General features: G+C 59.3%; 14 protein-coding genes, 3 tRNA genes and 1 pseudogene. 11 read left to right on the top strand and 7 right to left on the bottom strand.

The features are described from left to right. Positions 1–85: 85 nt before the first annotated feature. From efp to AAIL67_RS02745, 3 genes are all read right to left on the bottom strand, one after another. Positions 86–640 (bottom strand): elongation factor P, encoded by a 555-nt coding sequence (efp, locus tag AAIL67_RS02755; RefSeq protein ID WP_003056627.1) that lies wholly within the window; start codon positions 638–640, stop codon positions 86–88. Positions 641–834: 194 nt separating this feature from the next. Continuing rightward, the gene (gene earP / locus AAIL67_RS02750) at positions 835–1956 is read right to left on the bottom strand and encodes an elongation factor P maturation arginine rhamnosyltransferase EarP (RefSeq protein ID WP_343483337.1); all 1122 of its coding nucleotides are present in this window, start codon (positions 1954–1956) and stop codon (positions 835–837) included. Between the two features lie 4 nt (positions 1957–1960). Then, a complete protein-coding gene (locus tag AAIL67_RS02745) occupies positions 1961–2875 on the bottom strand; it encodes a LysR family transcriptional regulator (RefSeq protein ID WP_343483336.1) in 915 nt (304 codons plus the stop codon). Between the two features lie 164 nt (positions 2876–3039). Here AAIL67_RS02745 and AAIL67_RS02740 point away from each other — a divergent pair, with 164 nt between their 5' ends. The 8 genes from AAIL67_RS02740 (at position 3040) to AAIL67_RS02705 (ending at position 11585) form a co-directional block, all read left to right on the top strand. Continuing rightward, positions 3040–4272, top strand: a complete 1233-nt coding sequence (locus tag AAIL67_RS02740) for a CoA transferase (RefSeq protein WP_045839639.1) — start codon at positions 3040–3042, stop codon at positions 4270–4272. Then, positions 4269–5261 (top strand): hydroxymethylglutaryl-CoA lyase, encoded by a 993-nt coding sequence (locus tag AAIL67_RS02735; protein WP_343483335.1) that lies wholly within the window; start codon positions 4269–4271, stop codon positions 5259–5261. The genes AAIL67_RS02740 and AAIL67_RS02735 overlap by 4 nt, the downstream gene beginning before the upstream one ends. A gap of 79 nt (positions 5262–5340) precedes the next feature. Further along, positions 5341–6327 carry a tripartite tricarboxylate transporter substrate binding protein gene (locus AAIL67_RS02730; protein ID WP_224650464.1) on the top strand — a complete coding sequence of 329 codons (987 nt, stop codon included), beginning with the start codon at positions 5341–5343 and terminating at the stop codon, positions 6325–6327. A 205-nt stretch (positions 6328–6532) separates the two neighbouring features. Next, the gene (gene uvrC / locus AAIL67_RS02725; RefSeq protein WP_034407677.1) at positions 6533–8485 is read left to right on the top strand and encodes an excinuclease ABC subunit UvrC; all 1953 of its coding nucleotides are present in this window, start codon (positions 6533–6535) and stop codon (positions 8483–8485) included. A gap of 60 nt (positions 8486–8545) precedes the next feature. Next, positions 8546–9109, top strand: coding sequence for a CDP-diacylglycerol--glycerol-3-phosphate 3-phosphatidyltransferase (pgsA, locus tag AAIL67_RS02720; protein ID WP_224650465.1), 564 nt, complete (start codon positions 8546–8548; stop codon positions 9107–9109). A 407-nt stretch (positions 9110–9516) separates the two neighbouring features. Then, the gene (locus AAIL67_RS02715; RefSeq protein WP_003056615.1) at positions 9517–9789 is read left to right on the top strand and encodes an HU family DNA-binding protein; all 273 of its coding nucleotides are present in this window, start codon (positions 9517–9519) and stop codon (positions 9787–9789) included. A 14-nt stretch (positions 9790–9803) separates the two neighbouring features. Next, positions 9804–9879: transfer RNA gene (locus AAIL67_RS02710), tRNA-Val, on the top strand. Between the two features lie 1403 nt (positions 9880–11282). Beyond that, on the top strand, positions 11283–11585 hold the full coding sequence (locus AAIL67_RS02705) for a hypothetical protein (protein ID WP_034357033.1): 303 nt from the start codon (positions 11283–11285) through the stop codon (positions 11583–11585). Positions 11586–11830: 245 nt separating this feature from the next. On the opposite strand, the gene AAIL67_RS02700 is transcribed toward AAIL67_RS02705, so the two are convergent. The 4 genes and pseudogenes from AAIL67_RS02700 to AAIL67_RS02685 form a co-directional block, all read right to left on the bottom strand. After that, entirely contained in the window at positions 11831–13024 is a 1194-nt protein-coding gene (locus AAIL67_RS02700) for a GGDEF domain-containing protein (RefSeq protein WP_034357036.1), read from the bottom strand. Between the two features lie 584 nt (positions 13025–13608). After that, positions 13609–13892: pseudogene (gene rdgC, locus AAIL67_RS02695) on the bottom strand (recombination-associated protein RdgC); the annotation flags it as partial. An 88-nt stretch (positions 13893–13980) separates the two neighbouring features. Next, a complete protein-coding gene (locus AAIL67_RS02690) occupies positions 13981–14169 on the bottom strand; it encodes a hypothetical protein (protein ID WP_034357039.1) in 189 nt (62 codons plus the stop codon). Then, positions 14166–14351 (bottom strand): hypothetical protein, encoded by a 186-nt coding sequence (locus AAIL67_RS02685; RefSeq protein ID WP_034357042.1) that lies wholly within the window; start codon positions 14349–14351, stop codon positions 14166–14168. Before AAIL67_RS02685 ends, AAIL67_RS02690 begins: the two co-directional genes overlap by 4 nt. A 325-nt stretch (positions 14352–14676) precedes the next feature. Between AAIL67_RS02685 and AAIL67_RS02680 the strand changes: the two genes are divergently transcribed. From AAIL67_RS02680 to AAIL67_RS02670, 3 genes are all read left to right on the top strand, one after another. After that, positions 14677–16575 carry a SurA N-terminal domain-containing protein gene (locus tag AAIL67_RS02680; protein WP_343483334.1) on the top strand — a complete coding sequence of 633 codons (1899 nt, stop codon included), beginning with the start codon at positions 14677–14679 and terminating at the stop codon, positions 16573–16575. A 65-nt stretch (positions 16576–16640) separates the two neighbouring features. Next, positions 16641–16716 (top strand) — tRNA-His (locus AAIL67_RS02675). A gap of 140 nt (positions 16717–16856) precedes the next feature. Beyond that, positions 16857–16932 (top strand) — tRNA-His (locus AAIL67_RS02670). The last annotated feature ends 182 nt before the right edge of the window (positions 16933–17114 follow it).

Here is a 17114-nt window from a genome sequence, read left to right as displayed (position 1 = left end):
AATCCCGCTGTCGGAGGCGGAAATGAAAAAAGGCTTCCTGAAGGAAGCCTTTTGCCGGGAAGCAGCTGCGGCAGCTGCCGCCACATTACACGCGCTTGCGGTATTCGCCGGTGCGGGTGTCGATTTCGATCTTGTCTTCTTGAGACACGAACAGGGGCACGGCCACTTCGAAGCCGGTAGCGATCTTGGCGGGCTTCAGAACCTTGCCGGAGGTATCGCCCTTGACGGCGGGTTCGGTCCAGGTGATTTCGCGCACGATGGTGGTGGGCAGCTCGACGGAGATGGCCTTGCCGTCGTAGAACACCACTTCGGCAGTCATGCCGTCTTCCAGGTAGTTCAGTGCGTCAGCCATGTTTTCAGCTTCGACTTCGTACTGGTTGAACTCTTCGTCCATCCACACGTACATGGGGTCGGCGAAGTAGGAGTAGGTGCAATCCTTCTTGTCCAGGATCACGTTGTCGATCTTGTCGTCGGCCTTGAACACGTTTTCCGTGCCGAAGTTGCCGATCAGGCTCTTGAGCTTCATGCGCACGGTAGCAGCGCCACGGCCGCCACGAGCGTATTCGGTCTTCAGAACGATCATGGGGTCCTTGCCGAACATGATCACATTGCCTGCGCGGATTTCTTGAGCGATTTTCATGGCTTGCTTGCGTTTGAAAGGTTGGAGCCGCTCTACACGGCAGGCAAGCTGTTCGCAATGGTCGCTGGAGAAAGCAACGCATCAAAGGTGCGGCGGCGGGGCCTGCCGCATGTACCGCGGCGGGGCGCGACCCCGAAAGCAAGATCGCTCGGCATACCGGCTGCGACTGCCCTCAGAGAGGCAAAACGTGGATTTTAGCTTTTTTCGGCGACAAAAGCTTGAAGCTGCGCAATCAGCTCGGTTTGTTCCGTCAATCTGCTGCGCGCAGCCCTGATGCAGCAGGCCCATTCATCAAGCATTTCGCGCGTCAGCAAAGGCAATGTTTGCGGTGCGGTCATGCCATTCCAGGTGTGGTGGAAGTGCCTGAGGCTGTCCGGGGCCTGGAGCCAGTCCAGAAAAGCGTTCAGCTTGTCGTGGTGGGCGTTGTCATGCTGAGGATAGATCTGCCAGACCATGGGCTGGCCGGCCCAGAGTGCGCGGACCAGGGAATCCTCGCCACGCACCAGATTCAGGTCGCAGCCCCAGAGCATTTCGTCGAACCGGGCTTGAGGGCGGGCTGGCAAATAGACCGGCTGCATCTGCTGCGCTTCGGGCAGTGCCTGCACGGCAGTCGTGGCGCGTCCGGGGGTCACCAGCAGCCTGGCGTTGAGCGCCTGCTTGTCCGAGAGCTGGGCGAGCAACCGGGGCAGAGCAGCGGGCTCGTAGCAAAATAGCGAGACGGCGCATTCGCCAGGCTGAATGCCTTGTGCGCGGCGCCATGATTCGCGCTGCGCCATGAAGGTCTGCTGGCGCTGTGCCAGGTTCTGCTCGCGCACCAGCGAGCCGGTGGCAGCCGTGAAGCCGGGGTAGAAGAACCAGCGTGTCAGCCCGGCAGCAGGGCCGCTCATGATGCGTGAGGGCAGGCGATGGCAGCGCTCCACATAGTCCTCGGCCGAGAGATATTCGAGGTTGATCCAGACTGGAGGCTTGCTCTTCGACGCCTTGTCTGCAATGGCGCTCAGAAATGCTGCGGGAATCTCGCAGCCAAATGCCTCGATGATCACATCGCCGATTGGCGCAGGGATGTCAGCAGCTTGCACAGGCCAGGCATGCACGCTCAAACCCGGCGGCCAGGGCTGAGGTGCCATCCATTGCAGGGCACTGGCATCGTCCATCCACAGGCGTACCTGTTGGCCGCGTGCGGCGAGTTCTGCGGCCGTGCGCCAGCACACGCCCACGTCGCCAAAGTTGTCTATGACCTGGCAGAAGATGTCCCAGCACAGCGACGGATGGGGCGTCCCGGGGGCGGGCAGAGACATTGGTGAGAAATCAGGCATGGGTTCAGTTTTTATCGGTTGAGGCGCTCTGGCACAGGTGCTCGACCAGCAGTTGCGCGACGGGCGAGAGTGCGTCCTGGGAGCGTACGCAGAGCATGAGCTGGCGCTCGGCCCAGACTTCGTCCAGGCGGATGCAGCGCAAGGGCAGGGCGCCCATGTAGATATGGGCGCTGCCCTCGGGGAGAATGCCCACGCCCAGGCCGGCGGCCACCATCAGGCACAGGGCGTCATAGCCCGTCACCTTCATGCGCAGGCGCGGCTGCAGGCCCTGGTCGGCGGCAGAGCGGGTGATGAGATGGTTGAGTGCGCTGTCGGCATGCATGCCGATCAGATCATGCTCGAGGACTTGTTCCAGGCGCAGCCTGTGCTCGCCGGCCAGCGGATGCGATCGAGGCATGACCACGGCCAGCCGGTCCCTGCGATAGGGGCGCAGGCTGATCTTGCTGCCGTAGCTGCCGTTGTTGAGCAGGCCGATGTCGGCCTCGTTGTCGGCCACGGCACGTGCGATATCGGTGCTTACGCGCTCCTGCAGCCGTACATCTACCAGGGGGTGCCGGCTCAGAAAGCTCTGCAGCTGGGCCGGCAGAAACTGGGTGATGCTGGAAATATTCGCCATTACCCGCACATGGCCGCGCAGGCCTTGCTCGCCGCCCTGGGCATAGCCCTTCATCTGCGTGGCGATGCCGTCCAGCTCGTTGAGCACGCCGCGCGCCATGTTCAGCAGGGCGTAGGCGGCGGCCGTGGGCTGGCTGCCACGGTTGCTGCGTGTGAACAGCTCAAGCTGCAGCTGGTCCTCCAGCTCGGCCAGGCGGCGGCTGGCGGCCGAGGGGGCTATGTGCTCGCGTGCCGCGGCACGCGCGATGGCGTTCTCTTCCATCACGGCCACAAACAGGCGCAGGGTGATTGGGTCCAGTTTCATGAGGACTGCATTATCCCGCCTGGCTATGCCCAAATGCGATGGCAGCTTCGCATTTCAGCGTTTTGCAGGACTGATCTTCAAGGGCAAGATGATTGAAAAGCCGTTTTGCCTGGTGTTGGTCAACGCAAAGCGGCACAGCAAGACAACCATCGAGAGACAAACGGATGACGACCATGAATATCCAAGACCCTGCCACACAGACTGCCACGCCGCGCGCGCTGGAAGGTGTGAAAGTGGTGGAAATGGGCCAGCTGATTGCCGGCCCCTTCTGTGGCAAGACCCTGGGCGAGTTTGGTGCCGATGTCATCAAGATCGAAGCGCCCGGTGCGGGCGATCCTCTGCGCAACTGGCGCCTGATCAAGGAAGGCACCTCCGTCTGGTGGCAGGTGCAGTCGCGCAACAAGCGCTCGGTCGCGCTCGATCTGCGCCAGCAGGAGGCGCAGTCCGTGGCGCGTCAGCTGATTGCCGAAGCCGACGTGCTGGTCGAGAACTTCCGTCCCGGCACGCTGGAGGGTTGGGGCATGTCGCCCGAGGAGCTGCACGCCATCAACCCAGGCCTGGTGATCCTGCGCATCTCTGGCTATGGCCAGACCGGCCCCTATCGCGATCTGCCGGGCTTTGGCGTGATCGGCGAAGCCATGGGCGGGCTGCGCCATCTGACGGCCGAGCCGGGCCGGGTGCCGGTACGCGTGGGCGTGTCGATCGGCGATACGCTGGCGGCCCTGCACGGCGTGATCGGCGTGATGATGGCTCTGTATCACCGCAAGGTGAACGGCGGTCCCGGCCAGGTGATCGATGTGGCCCTGCATGAGGCCGTGTTCAACATCATGGAGAGCCTGATCCCCGAGTACAGTGCCTTTGGCGCCGTGCGCGAGGCCGCCGGCAGCGCGCTGCCGGGCATTGCACCCTCGAATGCCTACCCCTGCCAGGATGGCTGGGTGCTGGTGGCGGGCAATGGCGACTCCATCTTCAAGCGACTCATGACGGCCATCGGCCGTCAGGATCTGGCCGATGCGCCCGATCTGGCCGACAACGCGGGCCGCGTCCAGCGCGTGGCCGAGATTGATGCCGCGATTGGCGCCTGGACGCAGGCGCGCAGCGTGCAGACGGTGATGGACGAGCTGGGCGCGGCACGCGTGCCGGCCGGCAAGGTCTACACGGCCAAGGATATTGCCGAGGATCCGCATTACCAGGCGCGCGAGATGATTCTGACCCAGCGCACCCGCGATGGTTTCGAGCTGCAGGTGCCCGGCGTGGTGCCCAAGCTTTCGTTGACGCCGGGCACGGTGCGCAGCAGCGCCCCCCATGTGGGCGACGACACCGATGCCGTGCTGGCCGAGATCGGCCTGAGCGCCGAGCAGATCGCGCAGCTGCGCGCCAAGGGGATTGTCCAATGATGGCCGCCGACCTGAATGCTACGGTGTGGATTGGTGCGGGTCGCCGCATCCATATGAACGAGGTCGGCACGCGCGACGGTCTGCAGATGGAGCAGGCATTTGTGTCCACCGAGGACAAGATCGCGCTGGTCAATGCGCTGTCCGAGGCGGGCCTGTCCAAGATCGAAGTCACGGCCTTTGTCTCGCCCAAGGCCATCCCGGCCCTGCGCGACGGCGAGATCGTGATGCGCGAGATTGCGCGCCGACCGGGCACGGTCTACACGGCGCTGGTGCCCAATGTGCGCGGCGCGGAGCGCGCCATCGATGCGCAGACTGACGAGCTCAATCTGGTGATGTCGGTCAGCGAGACGCACAACCTCTGCAATCTGCGCATGCAGCGCAGCCAGTCCTTCGAGGCGCTCAGGCAGGTGATCGCCACGGCGCAGCAGGCGGCAACGCCCGTCAACGTGTCGCTTTCCTGCTGCTTTGGCTGCCCCATGGAGGGCGATGTGGCCGAGGCCGAAGTGCTGGCCTGGGTGCAGCGCTTTACCGATCTGGGCGTGCAGGGCATCACGCTGTGCGACACCACGGGCATGGCCTATCCCAGCCAGGTGCATTCCATGGTCCTGGCCTTCAAGGCGCGCTGGCCGCAGCTGGGCCTGACCCTGCATTTCCACAACACGCGCGGCATGGCGCTGGCCAATGTGCTGGCCTCCATCGCTGCGGGAGCGGATCGCTTTGACGCCTCGATTGGCGGTCTGGGCGGCTGTCCCTATGCGCCGGGCGCCTCGGGCAATGCCTGCACCGAAGAGATCGTGCATGCGCTGCAGCTCATGGGCTATGACACGGGCACGGACCTGGATCGCATCGTCGCGGCCGCGCGCAGCCTGCCCGCCCTGATAGGGCACGAGACGCCCAGTCAGATCGTCAAGGCCGGTGCGCGCTGGGATCTGCACCGGCCGCCCGCGGATTTTGCCGAGATTAAGGAACGCGCCCAGGCCAGGGCCTGAGACGGTTTTTGCCCCCGCTGCAGCGGCTCTTTCGGGGGAAGGAGCTGGCGCAGTTCAACATTCCAACAAGGAGACAAACATGACTGTTCAACGTCAACGCCTTTATTTCATGCTGGCTGCGGCTACTGCCGCCGCCGGTCTGGCCAGCGCCCCGGCCATGGCCCAGGGCAGCTATCCCAGCAAAACCGTGCTGATGATCGTGCCCGCAGCCGCAGGCGGCACCACAGATCTGGCCGGCCGCATGGCCGCACAGGCGCTGGCGCCGGTGATGGGGCAATCGGTGGTGGTGGACAACAAGGGCGGCGGCAACGGCGCCATTGCCGCCAATCTGGTCAAGCGTGCGGATGCCGACGGCTACACGCTGCTGATGCAGTACTCGGGCTACCACGTCATCTCGCCCCACCTGACCAAGGCCAAGAGCTGGGAGCAGGGCGACTTTGCCCCCGTGGCCAATGTGCTGTCGGCACCGCAGATCATCGTGGTGCGCTCCGAGCTGCCGGTGAAGACGCTGGCCGAGCTGGTGAGCTACACCAAGGCCAATCCCGGCAAGCTCAACTACGCCTCGTCGGGCAACGGCTCGCTGCAGCATGTGACGGGCGCCATGCTGGAGCAGCAGGCCGGCGTGAAGATGGTGCATGTGCCCTACAAGGGCACGGGCCCGGCGCTGCAGGACCTGCTGGGCGGTCAGGTGGACCTGACCTTCGGCACCGCGCCTCCCTTCATGCCTCATGTGCAAAGCGGCAAGCTGCGCGTGCTGGCCGTGACGGGCAAGCAGCGCCTGCCCAGTCTGCCCAATGTGCCCACCACGGCGGAAGCCGGCTACCCGGGCGTGAACGCCACTTCCTGGTTTGCCGTGTTTGCGCCCAAGGCCACGCCACAGCCCGTGATCGACAAGCTGGCTGCCGATATCAAGAAGGTGGTGGAGGACCCCGCCTTCAGGAAAAAGGCCGAAGAGCAGGGCGCCACGGCAGACTATATGAACCCGCAGCAATTGGCGGCCATGGTCAAGACCGAATACGGCAACTGGGCGCAGGTGGTGAAGTCGTCCAAGATCGAAGCCGAGTAAGCTGCAAGCCGCAGGGGTTTCCTTGCATCCTTGGCTCTAAAAAAAGGAGCTTCTATCGCTCGATTGATAAAGATTTCAGGTTGAAAACTATCTGAAATTCAATCTGATCAGGCGCTAGCAGCTCCTTTTATTGAGGTGCTACAGACTGCCCGGTGTTTGCACCGCTTGCTGCCGGATTCGTCCACATGCGCGGACAATAGCGCCCATGTCTTCCACGCATTCCGCCGAACTGCTGGCCCAGGTGGCCGCGCTGCCGCCATTGCCGGGTGTCTATCGCTATTTCGATGCTGCCGGTGTCCTGCTCTATGTGGGCAAGGCCATCAACCTCAAGCGCCGCGTTTCCAGCTATTTCCAGAAGGACCATGGCGGCACGCGCATAGGCCATATGGTCAGCAAGATCGCGAGGCTGGAGACCACGGTGGTGCGCTCGGAAGCCGAGGCGCTGCTGCTGGAAAACAACCTCATCAAGACGCTGTACCCCAAGTACAACATCCTGTTCAGAGACGACAAAAGCTATCCCTATCTCAAGATCACCGGTGTGGCGCATCGTGACGGCAAGGAGGGCGAACCGGCGTTTCAGGAGTTCCCGCGCATCGCCTACTACCGCGGCGCCGTGGACAAGAAGCACCGCTATTTCGGCCCCTACCCCAGTGCCTGGGCGGTCAAGGAAAGCATTCAGCTGCTGCAGAAAGTCTTTAGGCTGCGCACCTGTGAAGACACGGTGTTCGCCAACCGCAGCCGGCCCTGCCTGCTCTATCAGATCAAGCGCTGCACCGGCCCCTGCGTGGATCTGATATCGCCCGAGGCCTATGCGCTGGATGTGCGCAATGCCGAGGCCATGCTGCGCGGCGAAACCAGCGAGCTGCTGCAGCAGCTTGAAGCGCGCATGATGGCGCACTCCGACAAGCTGGAGTTCGAGCAGGCGGCCGAGGTGCGCAACCAGCTCACGGCCCTGTCGCGCGTGCTGCACCAGCAGGCGATCGAAACCACGGACGACAAGGATGTGGACATCCTGGCCGTGCGCGTGCAGGGCGGCCGCGCCTGCGTCAACCTGGCCATGGTGCGCGGCGGCCGCCACCTGGGCGATCGGCCTTACTTTCCGGCGAATCTGGGCGATGCCGCATCGGTCTACTCCAGCGAGGAGGAGGTGGACGCCGCGGCCGAGGCGCGGCCCGTGGAGGAGCTGGTGCTGGAGGCCTTCATCGCCCAGCACTATGTCGGCGTGGCCGTGCCGCCCACGCTCATCGTCAGCCATCCCGTGGAGAAGCGGCTGGTGGAACTGCTGACCGAGCAGACCGGCGTGCGCATCACCGTGGTCCAGCAGCCGCGCGAGCAGCGCCGCATCTGGCTGGAGATGGCACAGAAAAATGCCGACATCCAGCTGGCCCGTCTGCTGGCCGAGGAAGGCTCGCAACAGGCGCGCACGCGTGCCCTGGCCGAGGCGCTGGATCTGCCGGTCGAGAATCTCGACGAGCTGACCATCGAATGCTTCGATATCTCGCACACCAGCGGTGAAAGCACCAAGGCGTCCTGCGTGGTGTTCCATCACCACAAGATGCAGAGCAGCGATTACCGCCGTTTCAATATCGAAGGCATCACAGGTGGCGACGACTATGCAGCCATGCGCCAGGTGCTAACGCGCCGCTACAAGCCCGTGGCCGAGGCGCAGCGCGAGGCGGGCGGCGCCGAGCTGACCGGCAAGCAGCCGCATCTGCCGGATCTGGTGCTGGTCGACGGCGGCAAGGGCCAGGTCAGCATGGCGCGCGAGGTGTTCACGGAACTGGGCCTTGATCTGTCGCGCATCGTGGGCGTGGAAAAAGGCGAGGGCCGCAAGGTCGGCCTCGAAGAGCTGGTGTTTGCCGATGGGCGCGACAAGGTCTACCTGGGCCATGACTCGGCGGCGCTGATGCTGGTGGCGCAGATTCGCGACGAGGCGCACCGCTTCGCCATCACCGGCATGCGCGCGGCCCGCGCCAAGGTGCGCACAGGCAGCAGCTCTCTGGAAGACATTGCCGGCGTGGGGCCCAAGAAGCGGGCGCGATTGCTGCAGCGTTTTGGCGGCGTGCGCGGCGTGGCCGATGCCAGCGTGGACGATCTGATGACGGTGGAGGGCATTTCCGCAACGCTGGCCGAAGAAATCTACAAGGCACTGCATTGATGCAGGCTGCGCGAGCGCGAATCCGCGCTGGCGCTGCGTGCTCGTGACACAATGACACCCATGTTCTTCACCATCCCTACTGTGCTGACCCTTACGCGGATCGTGGCGATTCCGCTCATCGTGGGGGTGTTTTACGCGCCGCTGGATCAGGCAACCCGCAATCTCATCGCCACCGTGATGTTCATCGTGTTTGCCGCCACCGACTGGTTCGATGGTTATCTTGCGCGCAAGCTCAATCAGACATCGGCATTCGGTGCTTTTCTAGATCCCGTTGCCGACAAATTTCTGGTCTGTGCATCGCTGCTGGTACTGGTTCATCTGCAACGCGCCGATGTGTTCGTGGCGCTGATCATCATCGGACGCGAGATCGCAATCTCGGCGCTGCGCGAATGGATGGCTCAGATCGGTGCCAGCAAGAGCGTGGCCGTGCACATGATCGGCAAGGCCAAGACCATGGCCCAGATGGTGGCCATTCCCTTTCTGCTCTATGACGGAGTGGCGTTCGGAGTGGTCGATACCGGCGTCTGGGGGCAGTGGCTGATCTGGATTGCTGCGGTGCTGACCGTCTGGTCCATGGTCTACTACCTGCAAAAGGCATTGCCCGAAATTCGTGCCAGGCTCTGACATCCGAAGTGGAGCTCTCTGAAAGCGCTTGTTCATCAAGCGCTTTTTGCTATCTGGCGGGCTGCTTTCGGAGCAGCAAAAAGACTTTGCGGCGGCGCATCGCATGACTTGATCGGACTGCAGATTTTGTCAATTGTTGTCAATCGGTGAAGCCGACACGGAAGAAGCTTGAAAAAAGCCGCTGTGGATGGCCGAACCCGCTCAAAAACCGCATAGAATCTGGTCCTGTCGCTGGAATGCGCAGCGCGAGTTGGCGTCAAAAATGTCAGCGGCTTCAGGTAGAAATGGGCTTGCCCATACGCAGAAACTGATAGGCTGGCTTCCGTCTTTATCGCGACTGGTTTCTTGCTACGCAAGGTCTGCGTTTGCAGAGACATTCCATTCACTTATTTCTCGAGAGGCATCTTGTGAATAAAACCGAACTGATTGAGCACATCGCTAACAACGCCGATATTTCCAAGGCCGCAGCTGCGCGTGCACTGGACTCCACGATCGACGCAGTGAAGAAAACACTGAAAAAAGGTGGTACAGTATCGCTTGTTGGTTTTGGCACATTTGCTGTTGGCAAGCGTGCAGCTCGCACCGGTCGTAATCCTCGCACCGGCGATTCCATCAAGATCAAAGCGGCCAAGGTGCCTAAATTCCGTCCGGGCAAAGCATTGAAAGATGCTCTGAACTGACACCCAGTTTTAGTGGGTCCTTAGCTCAGTTGGTAGAGCGGCTCCTTTACACGGAGTAGGTCGGCGGTTCGAGACCGTCAGGACCCACCACTAAAAACTAAAGAAATCAAGGGCTTAGAGCGATCTAAGCCCTTTTTCTTTGCCCTCTCTACCAACCCAAATAGCCTCCACAAGCCGCCTCTACCAACCAAAATCGTTGCTTGCCAGGCTGCCTGAGCTCAGCGTGGCGCCCGGCAGGAGAGCTCATGGCAACTTGAGAAAAGCGCGCGGCGGCGGGCCGGGGTTACATCTTTTCGGGCTTCTTACGCTCTCGCTCTCATACCTGCTTTTCAAGTGTCTCCGGAGCTTTCTAGATTGGTGTCTCGCTCATCGGACAAGCATAAATAAGGTGAAATCAGAGCGAATACTGATGAGTGTCTCAGGGTGTGAGTTTTGCAAAATTGGCTCCATTTCGCGTAACTGGTCGGCCTAGCATGCTCATATGTTCGATGACAGGAGGCCAATCATGAAATCTCTATCTGCTATTGCGTTGCTGGTGGCCGCTGGCGCGCTGAGCGCCTGCGATGACAAAGCACCAAAGCCTGAACTGGAAACGCGGCCGCCGGCAATGGAGGGAATACAGCGACCACAGCCAGATCCTGGAGCAGCAGTGCCGAGGCCTGAGCCATCTCCTGCGAATCCTAATCCGCGGCCTTAAAGACTGGGACTTGGATAGGACTGCTAGAAAGTCTGCTCATTTGGTTGTTTGTGCGGGCTCGCTTCGTTGTTGTTCCCGGTCACGATCAGCCAGAGGGTTGACGCTGTTGCCGACCGTTCGCTCCCGGGCCGTTTTTGCGGAAGGCTAGTCTGCAGCCTGGTGATCAATGATGTAGCTCGGCGGGAAGTCCTGGGCGCTATAGCGCTCACGCATGCATGAGCATACGCTGCATTATGTCCACGGTTACCTAGCGTTTGCCGGTGAGCCGGATACGTTCAGCAGGTCTACGGCTACCCGCCTGTAGCTTCGCGCGGCACATCTTCCGAATGTCCGCGCGATAGTGGTGAGTCTTTAGGGGCGGTGTTGGCATCGTGCGCGCCGACTGCGTCAGGTCATGGTTGATCCCCGTGTCAATGGAGCGGCCGCTGGCCTGCTCAATGCCTGTACTGGCATCACAGGCACCGGTCAACAGGTCAATTCATCAGCTTGGCAGGCAGTGCCCGCACGAATTGAGGTGTAAGCATTGGCTCCAGAAAACGAGCCTGCTTGGTGGCTGGCTGCTCAGCTTGAGAAGCTGGAGATTGCTGGTGCTGAAGATTCCAATCCAGCGGTTTTGCTCATTGGGCTCATGGTGTTGGGTAGCGCCCACTTGTTGTGGGCTGGGCAGATGCGGTACCTTATGGATTAGGGCAACAGCGAGGGAATGGCTGATTTGATGGGTGTGTTCCGAGAGGACCGGAATATCAACCAGTTTGGCAGGACTCTTCACGCGACGGTCCCTAGCTAGGAGGTCGCCATGGAAACGATCGAACAGATGGCTGAAAGACACATCCGCGAGTCTGAAGCGGACTTGGTTCATATCGATGTGTTGATGAAGCGTGCACAGAAAATGAGTGCGAACGCTGCCGATCAAGTGGAAGCGGAGAGGCTTTTGGATCAAGCCATGAGGCAGCGCGCTAAGTTAGATCTGCATCTCGCGGCCCTAAAGAGCAAGCAAGAGTCCGATTACGAGAGGCTGGCCGAGGAGGGCAAGCGCTTTAAGGAGACGCTTGAAAAAATACGGTCGAATATTGAGGTGATGCTGGCTTCCTGGCTTTGACCGCCAAGCGGTTGCGAAGATGGGCGACCTCCGAGCGCTCCTGTGTGGAGCAGTAGCAGTCGGCAAAGAAGGTCTGTTGTGGGGCACATCCTCCTGTACCTGTAGATCGCCCTGCCAGTCGATGGCTGGGCACTAAATGGTCATGTTCTTGAGCATTGCTCGAGCGCCAAAAGCCCGCTCAGTGGCAGGCTGGGAAAGCTCCCGCTACAGGGTTTTCACAAAGCGCTGCGGCAGGTCTCTTGCAACTATGGGTCGAGGCTGGGATGAGTGCTCTCGAGAGAGATATCTGGATAACTCACTCCCGATACATGCACTTGATCACGTCCGGCATTTTTTGCCTGATAAAGAAGCTGATCGGCTTCTCTCAAGGCATGGTCCAGCTGGGATGGATCGGTGATCGATGAAATCCCAAAGCTCATGGTCAATTTTGTGCCGGAGAGAAGAGTGTCTCTATTCGAGCTGAGGTCTCGTCGGATGCGTTGAGCAATTTCTTCTGCATCTCGCAGTGCGATGTCGGTCAACAGAATCACAAACTCTTCGCCACCGAACCGTGCGACGAGGTCGCGCTCTCGTACATGGTTTTGCAGAGTCGTGGAGACAAGCTGCAGCACCTTATCGCCACATTCGTGGCCCCAGGTATCGTTGATTCGTTTGAAGTGGTCTATATCACAGGCCAGCACTGCCATGGGATAGAGTCTCATATCGGTTAAAAGCTTCAAGGCATATTCATGGAAGGATCTGCGATTCAATATCTGGGTCAAAGTATCAAGGTCACGTTCTTTCTGTAGTTTGCCAACAGTTTCCTTTGCGGCAATGGCGGTCATGACCACGGTAAAGAGTATCGCGAAGTTCAATATGCTCACCAGTGTCAAGAGCCAATACGGCGATCTTGGAAATGACTGCGGATCCGGGTATCCCAGCAGCGAAATAATCATGGGTCGAGTAAGGGTGTAGGCTGTGAAAATGATGCTCAGCCAGAGCAGTGACTTGTCGAGCCAGTCAAATGAGCTCTTCCTTGAATAGACCTGGAGGATAGGTAGCAGTAAAACAAGGCCTGAACCAACACTGAAGGAGTTCACTCGAGCCCAGACGTTGGGGTTGATCCGGCTAAAGTAATACAACGCAGCTAAAGTGATACTGGCAATCAGTAGCGCTACAAGTGGCTGGGCCGATACACGCCATCTCTCTGCCCAACTTTTCGCAAGGCACCAAGCGCTCAGCAGGTAGAAACTGCCAATCAGGAGTGCGAAGCGAGTGAGCTCCTCCAGGGGCATCAAGGTTTGAGCTGCAAGAGGCAGTGCAGTGAGTGAATAGGCGCAAGCTTGCCAAAGCAGAAAGCGCTGAGATCGTTGGGCGAGCCAGGCCACGACCAATATGACTGCCAGAACAAAGATCGCCAGAGGTGGCGTCAGAACCAAGAGGTCGTTATTCGCGAACATATGACCAGAGCCTCCTCGATCGAAGAGCGGTAGCGCCTGTTCCTTGAGCGAAAAGCGACAATCTACTTTCACCGTACATGTGCTTCGCTATTGGCGTCACAATTTATTACAGCGTGTGTCCTCCCTCATCTATGTCAGCCTGCTTCTTGTTTGGAGTGGCAAATCAGTCAAAAATTGTCAATGCCAAGACTTTCTGCTATGAATGAAAATCGTTCCAGGTTATTGATTCGCATTCATCGCTAGCATGTAACTTCCGTGCGATTTTTGAAGCTTATGCAGTGACCTTTTTAATCTCCTGAATCTGAATAACCAGCCTGCCTTTATGGCCAGCTTCTTGTATTGCTGGGCGGACTTTTGAAGGGTGTACGGCTTGCTGTGCACTGCAGTGCGAAGCCATGAGGCTTCGTGAGGGCTCCGGTGGCTTGTCGTCTGCCTTCTGTGTCATCTGGCAAAGCCGTTTATGGGCTTGCCTCATCCAGCTTCTCGGGCTGGATGCCACCTGCCAGCCTTTGTGATCCGCCTTGGATGCCAGGCGACGCTGGCGCTAGAGCTCCGCTCCTTGGGCGCGCATGTCAGCCACTGGCGAAGATCATGGGCAGCAGATCCAGCTTAGGCTCATCCTTGAGATCGCGGAGCTCTTTCTTGCCAGGTTTGCGGCGGTTGGCCTTCTCGTTGACTTTGCGGTTGAGCCGCTGGCCGGCAGCACGTTGGTCTCGGTCATGAAGCGCATGGCCCATTGCTCAGCCAGCGGCGCGTTCGTGGGGCGCGCCGTACTCCTCGAACATTGTCTTTGCAGGCCATCCTCCTGCACCTGCAGATTGTTTTGCCAGCTCTTGGCAATGCGGTAAATGATCATGCTCTTGAGCACCTTGGTTCCAGAAAAGCGAAACCCGCTGAGCAGCGGGTCGTATTGTCGATGGGGTGGGGGTAGGGGAGCCGCGTGCTGTTGGAATAGATCAGCGGGCCATGGCGCGGCTTGGCAGCTCAAACACACGAAAGCGGCTAATGCCCGGTGTGCGCCGCAACTCTTTACCGTCATAGCTGTCCCAGGGCTGGATGTAGCGCTCGGCAGGCGCTCCAGATGACAGGGCTGGCCAGCCGAGCACTGTGAAATCGCGGCTTGCTTCACTGGGGATTCTGGTCATTGGTTCACTTTCAGGCATTGAACGGTCTTTTCATCCAGTCGCCCGGTGTGCATGCCGGGGCACGCGAATTCATCGCTCAGCGTCTTGATGGGGAGGGTTGGCTCATCTGCTTGTGCGGGCAAGTTGCTGATATTTTTGAAGGTATAAACCTTTGCGCAGAGTGGCTCGGCGGTTCGAGACATTCAGTACCCGCCACTAAAGCGCAAAGGAGGCTTGGAGAGCTCTAAGCCTCCCTTGCGTTTTGGCGTTTATTGCTACTGGAGGTGACGGTTGCTCGGGGTATTTCTATGCAAGATGCCCTGGCTAGACAGCGGCAATGGAAAAGCTGGCAGTTAGAATGGACAGGATTAGCCTAACCCTGTTGGTGGAGGTTGGATGGCAGTTCTGTAGAGCATCAGTGCCCTGTAGAGGCCCGGTCGGTGGCGCAGCGGGTCGCACGGCTTTCACCATTGTTAATGAGGCGAACGCAAGTTCGCCTTTATTTTTGCTGCCGCAGAAAGATTGACCATGTTCGAATCCATCCGCAAGCATTCCAAGTTCGTGATGATCTTGTTGTTCTTGCTGATCATTCCCTCTTTCATTTTTGTCGGAGTCAACCAGAACTACTTCACCGAGTCCAGCCAGACTGTGGCCCGCGTGGATGGGCATGACATCACCCAGCAGGACTGGGACAACGCTCACAGGGCTGAAAGCGACCGCCTGCGTGCGCAGAATCCGACCATGGATGCCAAGCTGCTCGACTCGCCAGAGGCGCGCTATGCCACGCTGGAGAAGCTGGTGCGTGATCGCGTGCTGGCAGCAGCTGCTGCCAAGATGCACCTGGCAACGCCCGATGCACAGTTGGTGCGTACCTTGCGTGAAATCCCCGCGATTGCGTCCTTGCAAAAGCCAGATGGCTCGCTGGATGCGGAAGCCTACAAGGCTTTGGTAGGTTCGCAGGGCATGACTCCCGAAGGGTTTGAAGCCAATCTGCGTCGTGAACTGGCACTCAATCAGGTACTGGGTTCCGTCTCTTCGACCAGCTTCACGACTGCCGCGCAGTTGCAGCAGGCCATGGACGCCCTGTATCAGCGCCGAGAAATTCAAGTTGCCCGGTTTGATGCCAGTGCCTTTGCAGGCAAGGTCCAGCCCACGGAGGCCGAGCTCAAGGCTTTCTATGAAGCACACACCAACCAGTTCAAACAGCTAGAGGCAGCAACGGTGGAGTATGTCCAATTGGACCTGGCCGCTGTACAGCAAGGCATTGTTCTGAGCGAAGACGACCTGCGCACCTATTACAAGGAAAATGCTGCCCGTCTTGCTGGTCCCGAAGAGCGTCGTGCAAGCCATATCCTGATCAATGCGGCCAAGGATCTTCCGGCTGCAGAGCGTGAAAAAGCCAAGGCCAAGGCTGAGCAATTGCTGGCCCAGGTACGCAAAGATCCCAAGAGCTTTGCCCAGGTAGCCAAGGCCAACTCGCAGGATCCCGGCTCTGCTGCCAATGGTGGTGATCTGGGTTACTTTGGCCGCGAGGCCATGGTCAAGCCATTTGAAGAAGCCGTTTTCAAGATGAAGCAGGGCGACATCAGCGATGTGGTCGAGTCTGACTTTGGCTTTCACATCATCGAGCTGACCGGCATCAAGCAGCCCAAGGTGCCCTCGTTCGAGGAAATGCGCCCCAAGCTGGAAGCAGATCTCAAGCAACAACAGGCTCAGCGCAAGTTTGCAGAGGCGGCCGAAGCCTTCTCCAACGCCGTTTACGAGCAGTCCGAAAGCCTTAAGCCTGTGGCCGAGAAGTTCAAGCTGAGCATTCACAAGGTCGAGAACGTGACGCGTGAGCCAGCCCCTGATGCGCAAGGCCCTCTGGCCAACAAGCGCTTCCTTGAGGCACTGTTCTCCGCAGACTCTTTGGAGAACAAGCGCAATACCGACGCAGTGGAGCTGGCCCCCAGCAACCTGGTGGCTGGTCGTGTGCTGAGCTATGCTCCTGCGCACACCCAGTCCATGGATGAAGTGGGGGAGAAGCTCAAGCAGCTGTATGTGGCGCACCAGTCCGCAGAGCTGGCCAAGCAGGAAGGCAAGGCAAAGATGGCCGAATGGAAGGCCAAGCCTGAAGCAGCTCAACTGCCCGTGGCTGTCGAGGTGGGTCGCGATCAAGCCAGGGATCTGCCGCGTGAAGTGCTGGATGCGGCATTGCGCGCCCCCACGAATGACCTGCCCGCGTGGGAGGGTGTCGATCTTGGCAATGCAGGTTATGCCGTGATCAAGGTCAATCGCATTGCCCAGCGTCCTGCGCAAGATGCTCAGGTGCTGGAGCAGCAAAAGGCGCAGTTCACGCAGTGGTCTTCCATGGCTGAAGTCATGGCCTACTATGAACAGTTGAAGAAGACCTTCAAGGTCCAGATCAAGGTGCCGCGTCCACAGTAAGGCATTTAAATCAGGTGTGAGTTTATTTTCGGCCTGATTTATGCATTACAATAGATGCTTCTACGGTGGCTGTAGCTCAGTTGGTAGAGTCCAGGATTGTGATTCCTGTTGTCGTGGGTTCGAGTCCCATCAGCCACCCCAGAATTTCAAAAACGCTCTGCAGCGCAGAGCGTTTTTATTTGATGAGAGGTGTTTGCCTTGAATCGTTGCTAGTTCAGTGTTTATTGCTCTCAATTTTGATTTGATGGCTCAAATTCTGAAGTAGAATAGAGACTTCTACGGTGGCTGTAGCTCAGTTGGTAGAGTCCAGGATTGTGATTCCTGTTGTCGTGGGTTCGAGTCCCATCAGCCACCCCAGTTTATAGAATGCCCCACAGGTTTGCTTGTGGGGCATTTTTGTTTTTGCAGCTCACTGCTATGCAGTGAGCACAGACGGTTTTGAGGCTCTACTTTCTCGCGAAACAGGCTGGCCGGTATTTGAAAGCCGACAGTGGTCGGGCTTTTGCATTGCGCTACCTGCGTGCCGTTAGCGGCGCGCA

The organism is Comamonas sp. A7-5, assembly GCF_039581385.1.
Classification (GTDB): Bacteria; Pseudomonadota; Gammaproteobacteria; order Burkholderiales; family Burkholderiaceae_C; genus Comamonas; species Comamonas thiooxydans.
Note: the sequence above shows the minus strand (reverse complement) of the source record. Positions and strands in the feature narration are given on the sequence as shown.

Coding starts and splice junctions, on each gene's coding strand:
- AAIL67_RS02730 (WP_224650464.1), top strand. CDS start 5,341: ATGACTGTTCAACGTCAACGCCTTTATTTCATGCTGGCTGCGGCTACT.
- AAIL67_RS02690 (WP_034357039.1), bottom strand. CDS start 14,169: ATGACCAGAATCCCCAGTGAAGCAAGCCGCGATTTCACAGTGCTCGGC.
- AAIL67_RS02700 (WP_034357036.1), bottom strand. CDS start 13,024: ATGTTCGCGAATAACGACCTCTTGGTTCTGACGCCACCTCTGGCGATC.
- efp (WP_003056627.1), bottom strand. CDS start 640: ATGAAAATCGCTCAAGAAATCCGCGCAGGCAATGTGATCATGTTCGGC.
- AAIL67_RS02680 (WP_343483334.1), top strand. CDS start 14,677: ATGTTCGAATCCATCCGCAAGCATTCCAAGTTCGTGATGATCTTGTTG.
- pgsA (WP_224650465.1), top strand. CDS start 8,546: ATGTTCTTCACCATCCCTACTGTGCTGACCCTTACGCGGATCGTGGCG.
- AAIL67_RS02735 (WP_343483335.1), top strand. CDS start 4,269: ATGATGGCCGCCGACCTGAATGCTACGGTGTGGATTGGTGCGGGTCGC.
- earP (WP_343483337.1), bottom strand. CDS start 1,956: ATGCCTGATTTCTCACCAATGTCTCTGCCCGCCCCCGGGACGCCCCAT.
- uvrC (WP_034407677.1), top strand. CDS start 6,533: ATGTCTTCCACGCATTCCGCCGAACTGCTGGCCCAGGTGGCCGCGCTG.
- AAIL67_RS02745 (WP_343483336.1), bottom strand. CDS start 2,875: ATGAAACTGGACCCAATCACCCTGCGCCTGTTTGTGGCCGTGATGGAA.
- AAIL67_RS02740 (WP_045839639.1), top strand. CDS start 3,040: ATGACGACCATGAATATCCAAGACCCTGCCACACAGACTGCCACGCCG.
- AAIL67_RS02705 (WP_034357033.1), top strand. CDS start 11,283: ATGGAAACGATCGAACAGATGGCTGAAAGACACATCCGCGAGTCTGAA.
- AAIL67_RS02685 (WP_034357042.1), bottom strand. CDS start 14,351: ATGTCTCGAACCGCCGAGCCACTCTGCGCAAAGGTTTATACCTTCAAA.